Annotated in this window: 14 protein-coding genes; 8 read left to right on the top strand and 6 right to left on the bottom strand. The window is 43.6% G+C overall.

Going from position 1 to position 19,254, the window contains the following annotated elements:
• Positions 1-41 precede the first annotated feature (41 nt).
• Positions 42-527, bottom strand: a complete 486-nt coding sequence (gene rnhA, locus Q5866_RS10130) for a ribonuclease HI (RefSeq protein ID WP_186975924.1) — start codon at positions 525-527, stop codon at positions 42-44.
• Positions 528-617: 90 nt separating this feature from the next.
• Here rnhA and Q5866_RS10125 point away from each other — a divergent pair, with 90 nt between their 5' ends.
• Both Q5866_RS10125 and Q5866_RS10120 read left to right on the top strand, forming a co-directional pair.
• Positions 618-1,460, top strand: coding sequence for an AraC family transcriptional regulator (locus Q5866_RS10125; protein WP_303180048.1), 843 nt, complete (start codon positions 618-620; stop codon positions 1,458-1,460).
• Positions 1,461-1,527: 67 nt separating this feature from the next.
• Entirely contained in the window at positions 1,528-1,986 is a 459-nt protein-coding gene (locus Q5866_RS10120) for a DUF4405 domain-containing protein (protein WP_303180046.1), read from the top strand.
• Between the two features lie 11 nt (positions 1,987-1,997).
• Here Q5866_RS10120 and Q5866_RS10115 read toward each other — a convergent pair whose 3' ends face one another.
• Positions 1,998-2,438, bottom strand: a complete 441-nt coding sequence (locus Q5866_RS10115) for an N-acetyltransferase (RefSeq protein ID WP_303180045.1) — start codon at positions 2,436-2,438, stop codon at positions 1,998-2,000.
• Positions 2,439-2,894: 456 nt separating this feature from the next.
• Here Q5866_RS10115 and Q5866_RS10110 point away from each other — a divergent pair, with 456 nt between their 5' ends.
• Positions 2,895-5,642: a helix-turn-helix domain-containing protein gene (locus Q5866_RS10110; protein WP_303180043.1), complete on the top strand. Its 2,748-nt coding sequence runs from the start codon at positions 2,895-2,897 to the stop codon at positions 5,640-5,642.
• A gap of 66 nt (positions 5,643-5,708) precedes the next feature.
• Here Q5866_RS10110 and Q5866_RS10105 read toward each other — a convergent pair whose 3' ends face one another.
• From Q5866_RS10105 to Q5866_RS10090, 4 genes are all read right to left on the bottom strand, one after another.
• Positions 5,709-6,026 (bottom strand): carboxypeptidase regulatory-like domain-containing protein, encoded by a 318-nt coding sequence (locus tag Q5866_RS10105; protein ID WP_186975919.1) that lies wholly within the window; start codon positions 6,024-6,026, stop codon positions 5,709-5,711.
• An 11-nt stretch (positions 6,027-6,037) separates the two neighbouring features.
• On the bottom strand, positions 6,038-6,445 hold the full coding sequence (locus Q5866_RS10100) for a carboxypeptidase-like regulatory domain-containing protein (RefSeq protein ID WP_186975918.1): 408 nt from the start codon (positions 6,443-6,445) through the stop codon (positions 6,038-6,040).
• Positions 6,446-6,495: 50 nt separating this feature from the next.
• Positions 6,496-9,810 (bottom strand): hypothetical protein, encoded by a 3,315-nt coding sequence (locus Q5866_RS10095; protein WP_303180041.1) that lies wholly within the window; start codon positions 9,808-9,810, stop codon positions 6,496-6,498.
• A gap of 67 nt (positions 9,811-9,877) precedes the next feature.
• On the bottom strand, positions 9,878-10,387 hold the full coding sequence (locus tag Q5866_RS10090; RefSeq protein WP_186975916.1) for an RNA polymerase sigma factor: 510 nt from the start codon (positions 10,385-10,387) through the stop codon (positions 9,878-9,880).
• A 244-nt stretch (positions 10,388-10,631) separates the two neighbouring features.
• Between Q5866_RS10090 and Q5866_RS10085 the strand changes: the two genes are divergently transcribed.
• The 5 genes from Q5866_RS10085 to Q5866_RS10065 all read left to right on the top strand — a co-directional run bounded on the left by Q5866_RS10085 (position 10,632) and on the right by Q5866_RS10065 (position 19,231).
• Positions 10,632-11,858 carry a FecR family protein gene (locus Q5866_RS10085; protein ID WP_186975915.1) on the top strand — a complete coding sequence of 409 codons (1,227 nt, stop codon included), beginning with the start codon at positions 10,632-10,634 and terminating at the stop codon, positions 11,856-11,858.
• A gap of 86 nt (positions 11,859-11,944) precedes the next feature.
• Positions 11,945-15,298, top strand: coding sequence for a SusC/RagA family TonB-linked outer membrane protein (locus Q5866_RS10080; RefSeq protein WP_303180039.1), 3,354 nt, complete (start codon positions 11,945-11,947; stop codon positions 15,296-15,298).
• 11 nt (positions 15,299-15,309) lie between these two features.
• Positions 15,310-16,800, top strand: coding sequence for a RagB/SusD family nutrient uptake outer membrane protein (locus tag Q5866_RS10075; RefSeq protein ID WP_303180038.1), 1,491 nt, complete (start codon positions 15,310-15,312; stop codon positions 16,798-16,800).
• 16 nt (positions 16,801-16,816) lie between these two features.
• On the top strand, positions 16,817-17,638 hold the full coding sequence (locus Q5866_RS10070) for a DUF4843 domain-containing protein (RefSeq protein WP_303180036.1): 822 nt from the start codon (positions 16,817-16,819) through the stop codon (positions 17,636-17,638).
• Positions 17,639-17,656: 18 nt separating this feature from the next.
• Positions 17,657-19,231: a PKD-like family lipoprotein gene (locus Q5866_RS10065; protein WP_303180035.1), complete on the top strand. Its 1,575-nt coding sequence runs from the start codon at positions 17,657-17,659 to the stop codon at positions 19,229-19,231.
• Positions 19,232-19,254: the final 23 nt, after the last annotated feature.

Below are 19,254 nucleotides of genomic sequence, written 5' to 3'. Positions count from 1 at the left end.
TAAAACGTTAGAGAGTAACAAACGGGAATTTTTTTTGCCTTTTAACTGAAAATTTGTTCGTTTGAACGCCCTTCTGCTTCATAATATTCATCTATCTGTAAGTTAGGGGCTTTGTAGGCGGCAACGGCGAGTTGGTCGCAGCGTTCGTTTTCAGGTATATTGGCGTGTCCTTTTATCCAGACGAACTTCACGTTGTGTTTGCGATAGAGTACTAAAAATTGTTGCCACAGGTCGGGATTCTTTTTATCCTTGAATCTTTTTTTCTCCCACCCGAACACCCAACCTTTTTCGACGGCGTCGACGACGTATTTCGAATCAGAGTATATCGTGACGTTGCTTCCCGGGAAGCGCAGGGCATTTAGCCCGATGATAACGGCAAGCAATTCCATGCGGTTGTTCGTCGTGAGCCGGAAGCCTTCCGACAATTCTTTCCGGTGCGGTCCCGCCATAAGCACGACCCCGTATCCCCCGGGACCGGGATTCCCGCTGGCTGCACCGTCTGTGTATATCGTGATATCTTGTGGCATATGTAATATTTGAGGACGTAAAAGTAAAAATTTAGTTTGATATTATCCCGACCTTTTCCGGTAATTTGCTAACTTCGCAAAAAACATTGAATGACAGGTATTCCTACACATAAAATGGTTCGGCAATCCGATTTCGGGATATTCGCGAAAGAACTTTCTCCTTTTTCAGCGAAACGACCAATCGATTATACTCATCGGGACGAGTATTACATATTTGGTATGGTAGAGAGCGGGACGTGTCGTGTCGGTATTGATTTCAATGATTGTTGTTTGTCGGCAGGTGATGTGATTTGTATCCAGCCGAACCAAGTCCACCATGTTGTCGATGCAGGTGACGTGAAGGCATTTCTTTTATTCATGGACGGGGTGTTTATAGATATTCCGACGAAACAAGTCCTCGCTGAATACGCGCTATCGCCGCTATCATTCAAAGTGAATGACATGCAGCGTGTCGAGTTGACTCAACTCTTTTCCATGATTTTCCGCCGAATCGATGAGCGGGAGTGTGATGAATCGAAAGCTACTCTGCAAAATTTGTCATGCGCGGTCGTTGGAATAATAACGGATGCCATTCGGAAAATTGTCAAGCAACAATCTAAAAAAAGAAGACGTGTCGAAATTGCGTTGGCTTTTAAAGAATTGCTTTCAAAAGAAAGGGTGATAAACAGGGGTGTATCTCGTTACGCGGAATTGTTGTGCGTATCCCCGGTGTATCTGAATGAAGTGATTAAGGACATTACAGGCGTGAGTGTAAGCAAATATATTCAAAACGAACTCCTGTTGAGGGCTAAACGGATGTTGATATATACATCTATGAATATAAGGGAGATAGCTGTTTGTCTGGGAGTGGACGATTATGCTTATTTTACCAGATTATTTACAAAAGTCGTGGGCGTGAATCCTACTTCCTATCGGAAGAAATACCTTGAATAGTACAATTTTAACCTTGTATATTCTATTTTTCTGTTTGTCAATTCATTGTAGTTTTGGAGCAAAAAAGATGAATAGAAGTAAATTTATTTACTTGACGGATTTGATATTGGTTTTCGTGTTCGTCCTGTCGTTCTATACGGGTGTAGAGTTACATATCGCGGGGCATGGCATCAACCATGCAACGTGGCATAACTGGGCAGTATTTCATACGATTGTCAGCTTGTTGTTTATGGCGTTGGGAATTATTCATATCAGGAGCCATTGGGGGTGGTATGGAGGGTTGAAAAGGAAAGGCTGTAAAGGCAAAGGAAAAGTAGTTTTGTTGTTGTCAATTGTTTTCGTGTTGGTTGTCGTGTCCGGGTTAGTGGTACTGTTTTTCGTGAATGGCGCTAATTCCTCGATAGGATTGTTGCATTACAAAACCGGTATTGTTGTGGGGGTATTGGGAGTTCTTCACGTGTTGGTGCGAAAGCGGATGCTGTATAAAGGTGTTTTGACTTGTGTATTCGGTAAAAAGAAAGAGTGAGAATAGTTATTTTATCGGTCTTGACTTTGGTACACCATGACATATTCCTTCTGCCCGGTAGCCTCGTCTGTCTGTTCTCGTGTAATCTTGAAGCCTTGGTGTTTATAGAACGTGACGGCTCGTGTGTTTTCCCGGTAAACGTTTAGCTCCAGTTCGGGTTTTAGTGTTTTCGCGTAAGTCATCAATGCTTGCCCGATTCCTTTACCTTGTCGGGCGGGAGCCACGAATAGGGCGGCGAGGTAATTTCCCGATAGAGAAATGAAGCCGGTGATCTCTCCGGTTGTATCATCCGAGTGAACGAAAGTTTCGCTTTGGGGTATATATATTTCGCGCATGCTTGCCGTGTTGTTTTCCCAGTAGGAGCGGGGAATGAAATGGTGGGCGATGGCTGATGCTTCCAGCCATATCCGGATAACGGCATCTTCATCTCGTGGTTGGAATTTTCTAATCATGGACTTTCGTGTGTTATGTGGGAACAAATGTATATAAAATAATTTGTAATCGTTGATTATCCTTTAAGCATGGGTTTTACTATGGCATTGCACGGGTTTTGGGTGACTTTTGGGTGAGTTTTAGGCGGCATCGCCTACTCTTCGCCCGTGCTTCGCCCGCACTTCGCCCACGTTTTAGTAAAGAATATGCTTTTTTAACACACGCGGGAGGAATGTTGTTCCCGGCATTAGAAATGCGGGAAATAGGCGAGCTTTACGCTTTATCCTAGGCCATCCCCTTGAAATGTTTAGTATAACTCTTTATCATTTCATGATGTTTTTACGCGTATGAGAGCATATTTTCGAAAAAAAGTCCTTTCTTTGCATAGTGGTTAATCGGGAGGGGGTGATTTCATGTGCCTTATTATCATGAAAAGTTGATGTTCACGAAAGTGCGCTTGTTTAAATGTATTTACGATGATGAATAAGATTGTAAAAGATAAGTCGATTGATATCGTGACTCTTGAGCGTTTGTTTGAAGAGGTATGTTTCACGGGGGAGGAAGCGGAAGTTCTTGAGAAGTACACTTGTGATTATGATTTTACCTCTGTCGAGAAACAGGGGCCGGAGTGGATTTTTTCTTTGTTGAATGTCATTCGGTCGGAACTGGCGGGAGAGGAAATCGTGATAGAGGATTATCGTTACCTGAACGGCGTGTTTATTCGTGTTCTGGAATGGTTGATCGAGGGGTCGACTTATTTAAAATGTTACGAGGGCGTCAAGTTGAATGACCAGCGGATGCTGGTGGAACGTTACTTGGATGAGGCGCTCGCGTCGAGAGAGGCGATTCGGCTGATAGACACGGAGGGCGAGGGGGATTACGTGACGGATAAGTTGCGGAAGTTGACCTTGTCGGGCTATCTGTTTAAAAAGTCGTTGGTGTGGATTACCCTGTCAACAATCGTGCGTTTCAGTCCCCGCTTGCATCTTTTACCGGCAGAAGGTTTTGTGCTTTTGGTGTATCACACGTTGAACAAGAATTTCCCGCGGGTGACAGAATGCATGAACGAGCGGGTGGCATTGATGCGGGAACAAGATGATATTTTAAGTTTCGAGGGTAGGACGGAAGAACAGCTTCAAGATACGGTTTGGATTCTCGGCGCGAAATTGTTGTCGGGAGTTCCCGTGCAGGAAGAATTTGCCTGCCTGCGTTCCATGTTTTTCAGGTACCTGTATATTTTAGGGGAGAAAAAAGAGGAGTTGTTCAGGGAGAACGCTTTCAATTCTCTCTTGTTTAACCAGAAGAATCCGGTTTTCGCTTGGGAGGATTTGTTGAAATTCTCGTTTGACGACTTAAAAGCCGTGATAGAGGAGAAGTCGGTCGCGGCTTTGAGAAATTGTCAAGGACGGATGTTTGACGGGAAGGGACAGGTACTGGTAGACAACAAGGCAATCACTTTATCTGCACCGACTTCCACGAAATTCGATATGGTGGCGGAGATTAACGGGATGGCGTTGAAAGTCGGGAGTAACAAGAGAAAATTGGCTTTCGACGGGGAACTTGCTGAAGTGACAAAATCATGGAGAGGCGTGTTCGCCGATTTCTCGGATGAACTCAAGAAGAATGTTTTGAAGAAAAGACGTCCACCCGTGGGAGTGAGCGTGACGATAAAGATAAAATTGATATATAACCAGAACCCGACGTTGGCGTTCGTGTCGGTCGTGGACGACCAGTACGAGGGGAACGGAGTGCTGCACGTGAGCCATATTACACGGGCAAAACTGGATACGATTGAAGATATTTTGCATCCCGGCGATTTGTTGCAGGCGACCGTGGTCGAGTCGAGCGAGGAGAAACTTCAATTTTCGATTTGGGAGGAGTTGAATCGTTCGGCAGCCGTGCGTCTGGATGCCGGGGACGAGTGCAATGCTTTATTCCTGTACGAGAAAAACGAATTATTGATTTGGCTTTCTGAAGACGGGTATATCGTTTACACGAGTGTCTCGGAAGGAATGGAGATAAAAGAGAATGATTGTTATTTATTGAGAATAACCGAGATACCGACCCGGGGACGGATAAGGGGAGAAATGGTACAGGCCTCGACCGAGTCTTTTGACCGGCATGATGCCGTGTCGAACCTCGTGTATGAATACTTGGGTGATTGTAAACGTTTTAGGGAAGGCGACGTGCAGGCGAATTTTAACATGGGCAAGATAGAACGGTCTGTGGATATTTCGCACGGGTACGTGAAGGAATTGATTCGTTTGTTACAGTTCTATTTGACACGGGAGGTTCGTCTGGGTAATCTTAATTTGCTTTATTTTATTCGGTTGCTCTCTCACGTGTTGGGTGATAATCGGCTGAAGACTTATTATGATTGCTTGATAAATTACTTGATCATAAGATACGAGTTCGTGGAAGAAGGGGATGTCAGGAAGATCGATTTGGATTTTTTGGAACGTGATTTCCAACGTTTCCCCGCTTTGGAGCGACAGTGGACAATTATCAAGATTCTCGCGGCATGTAAAGACGGTTCGTGCGCGGATGAGCTGGCGCGTTACTCCCGTTCGGGAGATGAAGATGTCGCGAATGTCGCGAAATATATACTGGAAAAGGAGTTGCCGGGGCATACGGTTGGGACTTCCCGCTTGATACATGATGAACTTCTGGCTTTGCTATCTTTCAAAAAGGAAGAACAGGAAGAATTGACGTTTGGCGAGCGGAATTTCGTGCGGGAGTTTATGGAGTCAATCGTGTATCCCGCGGGTTCGAGAGGTGCGGACGTGGAAGCGCAAATCGATATAATGATGTGCGCGATATGCGGTTTCTTGAATGAACAGGGCGGGGTGGTCTATATCGGGGTGAATGACGAGGGCGAACCTGTCGGTGTACACGGCGATCTGGAGTATTTGTATTGCGTACCGGACAAGTACGAATTATTCCTGCATAAGAGAATTATTGAGGCATTCGGTGCTAATATAGATAGCTTGACTTTGATTAGATACCGGGAGGTTGATGATTGTCTGGTTTTCGCTGTATCAGTTCCGCCTTATCATCAGGTGGTAAAGTATGATTCCATTGTTTGGGAAAGAAGAGGGGAGGAGCTGTTGGAAATGCAGGGGGAGGACGTGAAAGTTTTGGAAGAGAAGCGGAAAACGGTGGAACCGGGTATCATGGCAAGAGAACCGTTATTCCCGGGGGATAAAGGGTATAATAGTTTGTAGATTCATGTTTCCGGCAGAGAAGCTGATAAACATACAGTTTCCCCGCCGGAAAGTTTCTTGATAGGTCTACTTTTTAGCTTTTTGCAGAACAATATCGATTTGTGTTTTCTGACCTACGGAGACCTCTTGTGTTTTCATTTCTTTTTTCGAGAAAACCAGTGTGTCTGCGTTTGTCACGAAAAGAACGTAAGTTCCTTTCGTGTTTGTGCGTGTGCCAACTTCTCTTCCTTTAATCATAATCGTAACATCGCTCAAAGGTTTTCCCGTGGTATCTGTTACTGTACCGGTGACTTTTTTCTGGATGTCAAGTGCATTTGTCGATAAATGATTACCGAGGATAATTCCACCTAAGATAAGGAGAATGAATACAATCTTTGTTCGCATAATAGAGGTTTTTAGATAATGCTTTTAATAATCTGTTCTTTCGTGTAATTTAGAGTAGTATTTGGTATTGTCTGCTGGTTTTGAAGTTGGGGGGATTTTTTTGAAATCTCTCCTTGTAAGATAACATTAATTACAGTTTGATTTTTTACTTGAACTTTTTGAGTTTGCATTCCAATGAATGAAAATTCGAGAACATTTTTTGAGGTGACATAGATAGTGTAATTCCCCTCGGCATCTGTAATAGCACCGGTGTTAGTACCTTTGATTTTAACTGTTGCTCCAGCTATTGGTTCACCTTGGGCGTTAGTGACTTTTCCTGTTACTTTAAATTGTTGATCTACAGCCATTGTAATAAGACTAATTCCTAATAGTAGGGTAAAGAGCATTGTAGCCTTTCTGATAAATGTTTTTGTTTTCATGTTTTAAAATTTTAAATTAGTATTAGAAATGCCGAGTTATTTGCGACTTGTTATTGGCCGATATATTTCCATTTCACGGCATCTGCATAGATGATTTGATCCGGATTAGTGGTTTTATCGCTTAATGTAATGGTGTTTGCTCCGGCAGGGAAATCGAATGTACCAATAGATACCCAACCCTCGTCCGCGGGTTCTATTCTTAAAGTGACCTTTTCCTCTCCGTTTTTTGTTGTTAGCGTGTAATATTGTTCCGAGTGTCCTTCAGCGGGAGCTTGGTTTTCGACGAGGTAAACGAAAACTTCGTATCGCCCTTCTTCGGGCAATTCTCCCGTCCACGCTACCGGGGCATTGCCTTTCCCGGCTTTTTTGAATACCATGCTTTTGATGATGTCGCCGTGGAAACCTTGTGTTCCGGCACAGTATGTCCATTCTGTCGGGGCGGCCTCGTTGATGATAAAAAGCATGTGTTGGAAAATGTATGTTTTCTCTTTCTTCGGGGAAAGTAACGTACCTAGTTTTTTCTTCCGGGAGGTAACGCCTATCCTGAAACCGTTGTCTTCGTTATCGACGATAATTTCATCCGAGGGAGGAAAGAATTGTTGATTATCGATGGCAAATTTGCCGCGTGAGGTGTCTTGGGTGATGCTTGCGTCTTCATGAATTTTATACGAGATGCCGTTGGGTATATTCCATGATAGATTCAGGTTAATTTCAAAGTTCGGGATACGTTCTATTTCCCTTGTTTCTTTAATTTCCCAGCTTGTTCCCGCGGGAATGCGGTAAGCTTGTTTGTTCTTTCCGGTTTCTGTTGTTGTTGATATAATACCTTCTGTTTCACTATTGTTGTATATTTTGAAGGATAGTTGGTACAATTCACTTTCATCCGATTCTATTTTTTGTGCTTTTATATCTTTCACGATATAGCTCGGGATTGACTGCGCATTATACCATAGAGGAATGAAATCGTTAAGATGGATATTGTAATGATCGGCTATTTCCATGCATAAAGAATCGAAGGATAATTCTTGGAAATGATGTTTATTCCGGTAAACATTTATGAAACGTTGAATTTCTTCCGGTGGTATTTGCAAGTTAATGTGGTTTATGAATTCGAATGTTTTAAGTTGGAGTATACTTTCTAGGGTTGAAAAGTGAAGCGTGTCGTCATTCAGTGCTTCTCTCAGACTATGTGATGAAAGATAACGGTTTGCCTTGAGTGATTCGTTATTTCCCATGAAGTGGATGAGTTGGCGTTGTTTTTGTGTTTCAAAAACATATAGAATTTTATCCATGACGGGATAATCTTTTGAATAGAAGTAGCTGGAATGATTAAAGAATAGAGATGTTAGGTCGTGATAATTGTTTATCATTTCCGGTGTTTTGCTAGCTCTCCCGAGAGAGGGTACGAAAATATTCCGGGAGTCGCGTATTGTTGATGGTTGGAATAATTTACGAATAATAAAATCGAGGTAGAGTTCTTCTCGTGTTTTATTGTAGGGGAGTCCCATGTTGATTCTATTTTGTATACTTTCTTCTACTTGATTCCGGAAGTGACGAGAGAATGTAGTGTATGACGTGATCCATTTTTCCGGGAACAGTACGATTTCCGGTTGAATGAACTCGCTCCCGTTACTCCATTTCCGGGAGAAGGTGGTGAACGACACGGGTGTTTCGGTCAACGTGAATTTCGTGAACGGGTATTGTTTTCGGATGCGTCCTTCCATGTTTTCTTTATTTTCCCGTAAAGTAGCTTCCAGTTTTTCTCTCGTTAGGTTTTTGAGTAGTTTTTCTAGGTGGTTATGACCTTTGAACGTGTATAGTTCCATGGTCACGGAATCTACTTCAATGCTCTTTTTCTCGTAGTCCCCGATGCATAGCGTGAGTCCGGTCAGGTTATACTTGTTATTGAATAATATGGTGTCCTGTTTATGTTCCGGTATTCCTTGGGATATGACGGTTTTATTTTTTCCAGTGATAACTTTCAGGGAAAAACGGGTGAAGTCTTTTATCACGGCATAGGGAGTGCGTAAATTCACGGGAGGGATAGTCGCGGGATACCATAGACATTCCGGTGTCAGCAGGGTATAATCGTCCCCCACGTATGCGTAGCGTTTGCCGAAGTGTAGGGGGGAGTTCTGGTATTGGTCGTTCCAGTATTCCCGTGTATTTACATCCGGGTAACATACACGTTCATCGATTTTCCCTTGATAATTTATTCGTAGTGATAGCGAATCCCCGGGTAATAGCGGATGGGACAGGGTAATTACTTGATTTTCCCTGCTGAATTTGACTTCTTTCCCATTATCGAGGGATAGCCGCGTGAGTTTCAGCGTTGGATTAAGGTACAGTAAGATTTCGGGGATTGGGTTCTTTGTGGTATTCGTGATTAGCAATTGGCTGTAGCAAAAAAGTTGATCGGCATTTTGACGCACGCTAAGTTCGTGTCGGGTAATGTGTGTCGGGGGATAATCGTTGTATTTTAATGCCGTTTCCCGATATCGATTCCGGGTGACCTCATCCGTTCGGAAATGGTTGTAATAATTTAGACCGGGGAGAATACTCGCGAATAGTATTCCTGTCGCGATGACACGAATACGCGGATTTACACGGGGATTGTTTGGAAGTCGTTTTTCCAGTCCGATAGAATAAATGATGCAAGCTATTCCTAAAAGCAGGAAACATGTTCGTTGCGTCAAATAATTCGATAGGGCGACGTGTCCGGTGATATCCGAGAACACGTTGGGTAAACAGATTGCCCGAAAATCAAAGAGCCCGTGTTGTAGAGTCGGTATATAATACAAGGACACGAGCATAAATATAAATAAGAACAACATGGATATTCCCCCGTTTCTGACTAGAGCGGTTGTCAATATAGACAGTCCGGTCAAGAATAAGAGGGTGGGGAATGACAACGTGAACCAATAAAAGATGTACGGGAAAAGCTGAAAAGGGGAATCACTGTCGAAAATGTGTATTCCCACGGCAGATACAATAGATATTGCATTCAGTATAAGTAAAGTGGTAATAATTCCCATGCTTTTCCCGATGATATATTCCGTGTTGCTTGCATTTTTGGTTTGTATGGCGACTAGCGTGTCCGCGTGTTTTTCTCGTCTTCTCCATTCACTGACGGCTAAAATGATTAAGACTGATTGGAGTATGGTGAACAGATACGTGTTCACGAAAGGCACGGATGACGGCAGGGCAATCATAAACCAATAACTGGCTTGTTCTTTGCTTTGTAGAGAGTGTTGAAGAAGAAAAATTGTGATTAATCCCAGCAAGGCTATTCCTTGGAATACCGTGTTTCTCCGGATAAATTTTCTCTCGTAACGAGTGATAGTTCTAATGTTTTGAAGGTTCATGGCAGTCGTTTTATATAAATAAAGACACCGCTGAAACCTTTGCGGGATGAATGAAGTGGGATATATTTTATTCTATTTCGTATTTTCCTGAATTGAAATATTCCCGGAGTTTACGGATTGCGGAGTATTTCAGGGTTTTTATCGTGTTTATCGAGATGCCCATGATTTGTGCGATTTCTCTGTTTTCATAACCGGATAGAACGAGACGCATAATTCGGGCGCTTTGAAGTGGTAACGTGTTGATAGCGTTGATTAAGGCTTGGTTTGTATCTTCCGCGATCAGTAGGTTTAGAACTTTCGGATCTTCAGATTCTTCCATTTCCAGTTTATTGTATCTCTCGTTTTCTCGTCGTTGTCCTCGTAGATAGTTTAAAGATTCGTTCTTTACCATCGTATAGAGAAAATTGTCTATTAGGTTGATCTCTTGTAGATTATGCTGGTCTTCCCAAAACTTGATAATCACCTCTTGTGCTATGTCTTGAGCCACATCCGGAGAACCGACAAAACGAACTGCAACAGCGCATAAAGGGGCATAGTGCTCTTTGATAAAAGTTTCTAATTCAAGGTTTTTCTTCATATCAATAATCGTTCGTTTAAAACGATTCGAGAATGCCCGGATACAGCCGATATTTGGCTGTTGTAATAGGTTAATAATGAATGTTGTAAAAATAACCGAAAATAAATCTTGTGATGATTTGGTAATATAAAAAAACGAAGGTTAAATAATATCGAGTGCAAGTATAAAAATAATTTTTGATTTTTTCCTGTTTTCATTCATCCCGTGACTCTTTTTGTGGTGTCTATATAGAAACGAAAGAAAGATGATGACATATAGTAGAGCGGAAATACTGGCACAAATTATTATCCGAGTGAAGTTGGGAACGGCCTCTGCGGAAGAAAGAGAGGTATTGGGAAGTTGGCTGGACGAGAGTGAGGATAATCGCCAATTGTACAAGAATATTATTCGTTGGAAATGTATTCGGGAGAGGTTGAGATTGGAAGATGAAATTAACCAGACGACGGACTTCAAGCGGGTACACCGGGTCGTTTCAAGACGTTTGGTTCATAAGGATTTCGGACAGAAGCAGTGGCGGCGGATCGGTTGGGTTGCCGGGATTGCGGCAGTATGTTTATTCGGGGTGTTCTTGACGTGGAACTCCAAACGGCAGCCCGATACGCTTGTTGGCGTGAATGAACGGCAGGATATCAGGAAAATACCCATGCAGCCCACGAGAGAAAAAGTGATGCTGGTACTTGAAGACGGGCGTCAGTTCGGGTTGGTTAGTCACGCATCGGATAGTATAAAATTGTCACAAGTGACCCTTGTCGGCGAAGGAAATGGTTTATCATATAGATTGCACGCGGATTCCGTTCCCCGGCAGGAATCCCGACATAGAATTTATACCACGGTCGGGGGTGACTATGCATTGGTATTGAGTGATGGAACACGGGTTTGGTTGAACGCGGAAACAGAGTTGGAATATCCCGTGCAGTTTATCGGTAAAGAAAGGGTGGTCAGACTGAAAGGAGAGGCTTATTTTGAGGTGGAACACGATGCAGAGCGGCCATTTATAGTGGAAACGGGAGATATGCGGACGCGGGTACTTGGTACTTCGTTTAATATCAGCGCTTACGCGAACGAGGACGCCGTGTACACTACGCTATTATCGGGAAAAGTGGAAGTAGGTTTGGCGGATAATGCGGAGCATGGGATTGTTCCTGTTTTGTTGAAACCCGGAATGCAATCCCAGTGGGAAAGAGGAACGGATGATTTCGTGGTGCGTGAGGTCGATCCGGCTAATTACGTGGCATGGAGGTATGGGGTATTCGTGTTTAATGAAGACGATCTGGATGTTGTTACCCGTATGCTTTCCCGGTGGTACGAGGTGCGTTTTATCACGGACGGCATACGCGTGGGACATCATACATTTAGCGGAAAAATGAGTAAAGACGAGAAACTTGAATCAATCTTGAAGATGTTGACTATGGCAGGAGGACCTGAGTTTAAAATTGAAGGAAATATTGTACGCGTTATAGAGAAACGATAATAAAACCGGAAATGCGTTGCAGGCATTCCCGGTTAATTAACCTTGTTGACAGCAAGGTACTTGTTTAATTAAAACAGAACAAAACTATGAAAAAAAACTACAAGACAAAAGTGTTTTGTAGACTTTCGGTGATGCGGGTGGCGTTTTGCAGCATTTTACTGCTGTCATTAAACGCTTTTTGGATAAGCTCATCGGTCTACGGGCAACAGAATGTTAAAAGAATTTCTTTAAAACAGGAGCAGGTAAGTGTGCTTGACGCTTTGAGGGAGATCAATCGACTGAGCGACAATATGGTCGTGTTTAAGAAAGAAGAGGTAGAGAAAGAAACGAAACGAGTGACGATTGACTTGAAGGACGTGACTGTCTTGGATGCAGTGAAAGCTTGCGTGGAGAATACTAACCTGACTTGCGTGGAATACGCGGGCAGGGTGGTGGTAACTCCGAAAAAAGAAGCACTCTCGTTGACTATCACGGGAGTTGTGCGTGACGACAAGGGGGAACCTTTACCGGGGGCAACGATTGTTTTGAAAACCGATTCCTTGCAGATTGGTACGAGTGCCGACGTGCAGGGTGCGTATCGTTTGACTGTCCCGACGAGTGCGACAACATTGGTATTCTCTTTCATGGGATACAAAACCAAGGAGGTAGCGATCAAAGGACAAACGACGATTAACGTGGTACTGGACGAAGACGTGATGAATGTCGAGGAGGTTGTCGTGACGGGTATTTTTACCCGGAAAGCCGAGAGTTATTCGGGTTCCGCCGTAACTATCCGGGGTGAGGAATTGAAACGTGTCGGGAACCAGAATCTGTTCCAGAGTTTAAAGAATCTGGATCCCTCGTTATTGATTATGGATAATATCGCTCAAGGGTCGAACCCTAACGCGATGCCGAATATGCAATTGCGCGGCGCATCTACTTTTCCTACTGACGAAACTTCTTTGAAGAGTCGTTTTCAAGATGATCCGAACACCCCTTTGTTTATTTTGGACGGGTTTGAAACTACCACGGAGAAAATATTCGACATGGATATGAACCGGATCGAGAGCGTGACCATTTTGAAAGATGCGGCGGCAAAAGCGATTTATGGTTCAAAAGCGGCGAACGGGGTGGTCGTTATAGAAACGAAAAGGGCGCCTCAAGGACAAACGCTCGTATCCTACGTGGGAAGTCTTGATTTGGAGATGCCGGATCTTACCAGCTATGATTTGACGAATGCTTTGGAAAAGCTGGAAGTCGAGAGAAGAGAAGGGTATTACGAGAGTTTGGGGACGTTCGTGGACGATAAAGTTGATTACATGCAATTGTACAATGAGCGCTTGCGGAGAGCTAAGGAAGGACTGGACACGTATTGGTTATCCAAACCCTTGCGCACGAGCGTGGGGCAGAAACACTCCTTGCAGGTGGAAATCGGTACGGAAATGTTATCCGCTATAGGTTCTTTTTCTTACAACGACGTGAAAGGAGTTATGAAAGGCTCCGACAGAAGGGTTATCGGCGGTGATTTGAACTTATCCTATCGCGCGGGTAAAGTCCTGTTCCGGGATATTATGAGTGTGTCGAGTATGAAAAGTAATGATTCTCCTTATGGTGATTTTTCAACTTATGCGGCATTGAATCCTTATGTTTCGCCTTATGACGAGAGCGGGAATTTGGTGCAATATCTGGATGATTTTACTACTGGTAGTTCAACATTGGGAAATCCCTTGTTCGATGCGAAACTGGGTGTGAAGCAAACGGATACTTATCTGGATTTTACTAATAATTTTTACGTGGAAATACAACCGTACGAGGGGTGGAAACTCATGGCTCGCTTGGGAATGACTTCAAAAAGAACGGATAGTGAGGATTTTTATCCGTCCGATCATTCGAAATTTAAGGATTATTCCAGTGATGAGGATTCTCAATTGAGAAAAGGAAGCTACGAGATGAGTAACGGGAAATCGTGGACGATATCGGGCGATTTCTCCGTGCAATTCAGTAAAGCGATTAAGAAACACGATTTGTTCGCGACAGCACAATGGTCGGTAACGGAAACAAAATATTCGGAAGTTACCCATTACACGGAGGGGTTCCCGAATAAACGAATGAACAGTATCATATTTGCCCGACAATACGCGAAAGAATCAACCCCGACGGGGAGTAATTCGATACAACGGGAGTTAAGATACGTGGTTTTGGGCGGATACAGTTATGACAATCGTTTCCTCGCCGATTTGACCCTACAGGGAAGTGCGGCTTCTGTTTTCGGGACGGATAACAAGTGGGGAACATTTTGGAGTCTTGGTTTGGCATGGAATATTCACAACGAGAAGTTTATGGAGAATAGCAATATCCGGCAATTGAAATTGCGGGGATCTGTCGGAACTACCGGGAATCAGAATTTTGCCAGTAATTTGTCGATGTCCGTTTACAACTATTACACGAATAAATATTATCAAGGTTTCTCCGGAGCTTATTTGGCAAACATGGAGAATCCTGATTTAGGCTGGGAAGAAAAGGTGGATTACACTATCGGTTTGGATGCCAATGTCGGGAATCTACTTTTGAAATTCGATGCTTATATCGCTGATACGAAAAATATGGCGTTTAACCGTAGTTTGGTTACTTCCACCGGATTCTCTGTCGTGCGTGATAATTTGGGGAAGGTGAGAAACAAAGGTATCGAATTATCCGCTACTTATTCGGTGATCCGGAAAAAAGATGCTTTCCTGAATGTCTATTTCAAAATTGCCACGAATGATAATCGGGTTAAGAAAATCTCCGATGCCTTGAGATCTTATAACGAACAGATGAAACAGGCAGCTATTGACGAGAAACAGACTATGCCCGTGGCGATCTATCAGGACGGTAAGCCTCTGAATTCTATCTGGGCAGTGAAGTCCTTAGGAATTGATCCGAACACGGGGCAGGAAGTATTTCTCGATCTCGACGGGAATAAAACCTTCACGTGGAGTGCGGCAAACTTGGTGTACTGTGGTTCTTCCGATCCGAAATATAACGGTAACTTCGGTTTTAACGGGGAATACAAGGGATTGGGATTGAGTGCCGTATTTACTTATTACGGGGGTGGAAAAATGTATAACAACACGCTCGTGAGTCGGGTGGAGAATTGCTATATCGGAAATAATGTCGATCGTCGGGTTTTCTCCGATCGTTGGTATTATTCGGGACAGAATGCACAGTATATAAACGGGTACAAGAATGGCGGAACGCAAGCTACTTCTCGTTTCGTGCAGAAAGATAACGTGCTTACGATTTCTTCGTTGAGTTTATATTACGAGATACCGCAAGATATAGTGAAACGAATGTATTTACAGCGTTTGAAATTGGGTGTGTATATGAATGACGTGGCCACTTTTTCATCCATAAAAGTAGAAAGGGGAACCAGTTATCCGTTCGCCCGGACGCTTTCATTCAGTTTGCAAGGAACATTTTAAATAGGAAAGACATGAAAATAAAAATATGGTATATCGGAATCGTGACGTGCATGATGTTCATGACAACGGCATGTAACGATTGGTTGGAAACAACTTCGGAAACTCAGGTGGAGGCGTCGGATTTGTTAAATTCCGAGGATGGGTTTAAAGATGCGATCATCGGTGTTTATATTAACATGGGAAGTGAAGATGCCTACGGTAAAAATTACACGTGGTTTGCCAACGATTTGGCAGGCTCCCCTTATAAAATACAAGGAACTCTGGCAGAGTACGAGGTTTGGCAGAAACACAGGTATTCCACGGTAAGAGGATACGCTACTTTCAAAAAGATGTGGGCGAGGAGTTATAACGTGATTGCCAACGTGAACGAGATATTGACTTATCTGGAGAAAAACGGTAGCAAACTGGATAGCCGGGTGTATAACTTGATGAAAGGTGAGATGTTGGGAATACGGGCTTTTGTTCATTTTGACCTGTTACGGATGTTCGGTTTGCCTGATTGGGTAGCTAATGCCGATAAATATACGGTTCCTTACGTGACTGCATTCACGAAGGAGCAAACTCCGCAACGTACTTACAAAGCGACAGCCGAACTGCTGTTCGAGGATATAAAAAATGCCTTGGCTTGTTTGGAAAAAGACCCGGCGCGTAAAGAGGTAAGCGAGAGTGATTACGAGGATATTAATTTGGACGGATTCTGGGATGACCGGGGAAAGCGCATGAATTATTACGCGGTGGAGGCTTTGGCTGCCCGTGTTTGTATGTGGGAAGGAAGCGACGAGAGGTTGGAAGAAGCTCTTGGGTACGCGCAAGATGTTATTGATCATAGTTTTGCCGAGTGGATTGATCTGGAGGCTTTTTTAGCAACATCCGTGAACGATTATCGTGATTGGACTTTCTCGACGGAACATTTATTCTCGTTGGAAGTCATGGGGTTGACAGATTTGACACAAGGGTATTTGCTAGTGACCAGTACGGATTATCAGGGGATTAAATTGAGCGAGGATGCCGTATTGGAGGTATTGTTCAAACTTTACGAGGGATCTGAAATATTGCCTTCGGCGAACGACGTGCGCTACAATACGTTGTTAGTTCCGGTTGACGGGGGGGCGGCTTACAATTGCCGTAAATTATACCAGTCGGATAATTATAACCGGAATTATCGGAATAGAATCCCGATGATGAAAATCTCGGAGATGTATTATATCGCCGCGGAGTACTATATCAATAAAGGGCAGAATGATAAAGCATTGTCCATGTTGGATATCGTGCGGGAACACCGCGGGGTTATCGAAACGTATGACCCGCTGACAGCGGATGCCCGTGAAGAATTGACCTTGGAATACATACGTGAATTTATGAGTGAGGGACAGACTTTCTATTATTGGAAACGAACGGGTATTGCTTGTCCCGAGACCGAGTTTGAAGTATCGCCGGAAGATTTGATTTACCTGTATCCGCAGGAAGAGGTATCCGAGGGTGGAAGACATCAGGATTTATAATTTAAAAAGAATAAAGATGAAAAGTCTGATAAAATATGGATTGGGATTTGTCGTGTGCCTCTTTTTCGCGAGTTGCAGCGACGAGAAGGTGGAGTTCTATAATGCTAAGGATTGTGCGTTGAATTTTTCAACAAAAGAAGTTCAATACTCTTACGCGAAGAATTTGGAGAAAAACGATGTGGTTGTCCAAGTGCCGATCACGGTCGTGGGACCAACGACGGATTTTGACAGGGAAGTTTCTTTTACAGTTTTGCGGGATAGTAGTCGCAACGTGGCGGAAGGGGATTACTCTATCGCCCCTTGTGTGGTGAAAGCTGGGGAATTGTCTTCGCGTCTTGATGTGACGATAAAATATAGCGAGGAACTGGCGGATACTTCTAAGTTGTTATCCTTGCAATTGGTGGAAAATGATTACTTCGGAGCCGGAATGAAAGGCAATGATATGGCTTCTGTCTTGTGGACGGACTTGCTGGTTCGCCCGCACCAAACGACGATATGGAGAACGTGGTGGTTCTGGTTCGGAAGAACGTATAGCCGGAATTTCCACGAGTTGCTGATTACCGTGTTTGGTGACGAGGTGGAGATTACCAGCTATTATGCCGTAACTTCCGTTATCGAGGAGCATCCGGAATTTGTCCGTGTTGCGACCTTGCCATACTGGTATGCGGCCAATCGCAAGTTGCGCGATTACGTGGAGGCTTACGATAAGGCACATCCGGATGCGCCGTTGATGCATAGTGATGATGCGCAGTACTATTCTTCTTATGCTTTGGGAGTCGGACAGGGAGTTTCCCGTGTCGGTTACACGATAGCATCGACGTTGGACAGAAGGTATTAATTTAAGAATTTTATGACTATGAATAAAATGATATACGTGTTGCTTGTCATACTGGTAGGAGGGATTGTATCCTGCTATGACGACAAAAGCAAGAAGGCTAACAGGGAAATACCCGAGGTAACCATAACGACGGACAAAGAAATACTGGAGGCTGTCTATGGAAAAGAGTTGATCGTGAAGCCCGTGATAAAGAAAGGCGATCAGGGGAGTGCCAATCTATCGTATCAGTGGCAAGTAAATCTCACTCCCCGGGGACATGAATTGATGGACATCGGTGAAGGGGCTGAATTAATTTACGAGGTGGCGAATGAGCCGAGTGGTAATCCTTATTTGTTGGTATTGAGAGTGACTGATAATGACGAGGGGATTGATTATTACAAGATGTGGGATTTGTACGTCAGTAATTCTTTTGGTGAAGGTTTGCTTGTTGCTCACACGGGAAACAGTGGGGAGACTTCCGATCTGACTTTTGTTAAAGCTCCGCAGGTGACATACGGTTACGAGGAAGAGCCGGAATATACCCGCGATATATATTCTTTTGCCAACGGGGGACTTATTGAAGGACGTGTCAATTCGGTTGTTGCCAATATAGCGACTAATGGGGCTACATACAATTTGTCCCGTTTGGTTATTGGTACGGATAAGGAGATATTTTCTGTGGATCCGGTAACTTTCGGGCGTACGATGTCGAATGAAGATTTGTTTTTTCAAGCACCAACCTTGTTTAAAGTGGAAACAATAAGTACGGCTGTGGGTAATTGCTTGCTTACCATTATTGATGGAAAAGCCTACGGGCAGATAGGTAACGGAGCTTATCAATTTTTCTCCCCGATGAACTATGCCGCCGGTTCTACCCAAGTTTTTAACGGGAAATTGGCAGTGGAAAAAACTACTAGCGTGATGACGGCTGCGTTCACTTGTTATGACGAAACGAACGGTTATTTCGTTTATGGTGCTAACTTTTTGGTGTTTAATAACGGTGCAACTTCTATACTGACGCAACAGTTGGGAGAAGGGCAGTATGTTTTTGATCCGGGTAATTTGCCGAATAAAAAAGCAATAGCGGCAGGAGTGGGTAATAATTCGGAACACTTGCACTTGTTACGGGACTTAAACTCAGGTTTGGATACTTTGTTTAAAATATCGTCGATAAGTTATGTTCCCGGCGGAACCGGAAAGATCTCCATAAACGAGTGTACGGATATCACTCAGGCTGTTGATTACGCTTTTTGCGAAAACATGGATGTGATGTATTACGCCACGGACGATAAAATCTATCCGGCGCTATTAGCCGGAAGCAGTGCCCGGAGCGGCACACCTTGGAATTTGCCTTCAACAGGCGAACGTATAACGAGAGTTCAGGTATATCAGCAGGCATGGTATGGAAATAGCGCTTATTCTTCGGAAGATTACGAGTTTATACATGCCCAACACCAGAAGCAATTGTTGGTATCGACGTATAATTCGTCCACGGGTGAAGGAAAAGTATATATTGTGCCTATTACCACTTTAGGAACAGGAGCACTTGGAGAAGCCTCGCAAGTATTGACAGGTTTCGGGGAAATAACAGCAATAGGAACAACATTAAAATAATCATCTTACAGAAGGGGAGAGAT

Origin of the sequence: uncultured Butyricimonas sp., assembly GCF_959596855.1 — a bacterium.
In the GTDB taxonomy this organism is placed as follows: Bacteria; Bacteroidota; Bacteroidia; order Bacteroidales; family Marinifilaceae; genus Butyricimonas; species Butyricimonas muris.
This window is presented reverse-complemented; position numbering and strand designations above follow the sequence as displayed.

Excerpts from the sequence above, each read along its gene's own strand:
- Q5866_RS10110 (WP_303180043.1), top strand. The coding sequence starts at position 2,895 with ATGATGAATAAGATTGTAAAAGATAAGTCGATTGATATCGTGACTCTT.
- Q5866_RS10095 (WP_303180041.1), bottom strand. The coding sequence starts at position 9,810 with ATGAACCTTCAAAACATTAGAACTATCACTCGTTACGAGAGAAAATTT.
- Q5866_RS10080 (WP_303180039.1), top strand. The coding sequence starts at position 11,945 with ATGAAAAAAAACTACAAGACAAAAGTGTTTTGTAGACTTTCGGTGATG.
- Q5866_RS10065 (WP_303180035.1), top strand. The coding sequence starts at position 17,657 with ATGAATAAAATGATATACGTGTTGCTTGTCATACTGGTAGGAGGGATT.
- Q5866_RS10125 (WP_303180048.1), top strand. The coding sequence starts at position 618 with ATGACAGGTATTCCTACACATAAAATGGTTCGGCAATCCGATTTCGGG.
- Q5866_RS10105 (WP_186975919.1), bottom strand. The coding sequence starts at position 6,026 with ATGCGAACAAAGATTGTATTCATTCTCCTTATCTTAGGTGGAATTATC.
- Q5866_RS10100 (WP_186975918.1), bottom strand. The coding sequence starts at position 6,445 with ATGAAAACAAAAACATTTATCAGAAAGGCTACAATGCTCTTTACCCTA.
- Q5866_RS10075 (WP_303180038.1), top strand. The coding sequence starts at position 15,310 with ATGAAAATAAAAATATGGTATATCGGAATCGTGACGTGCATGATGTTC.
- Q5866_RS10070 (WP_303180036.1), top strand. The coding sequence starts at position 16,817 with ATGAAAAGTCTGATAAAATATGGATTGGGATTTGTCGTGTGCCTCTTT.
- Q5866_RS10090 (WP_186975916.1), bottom strand. The coding sequence starts at position 10,387 with ATGAAGAAAAACCTTGAATTAGAAACTTTTATCAAAGAGCACTATGCC.
- Q5866_RS10115 (WP_303180045.1), bottom strand. The coding sequence starts at position 2,438 with ATGATTAGAAAATTCCAACCACGAGATGAAGATGCCGTTATCCGGATA.
- Q5866_RS10085 (WP_186975915.1), top strand. The coding sequence starts at position 10,632 with ATGATGACATATAGTAGAGCGGAAATACTGGCACAAATTATTATCCGA.
- Q5866_RS10120 (WP_303180046.1), top strand. The coding sequence starts at position 1,528 with ATGAATAGAAGTAAATTTATTTACTTGACGGATTTGATATTGGTTTTC.
- rnhA (WP_186975924.1), bottom strand. The coding sequence starts at position 527 with ATGCCACAAGATATCACGATATACACAGACGGTGCAGCCAGCGGGAAT.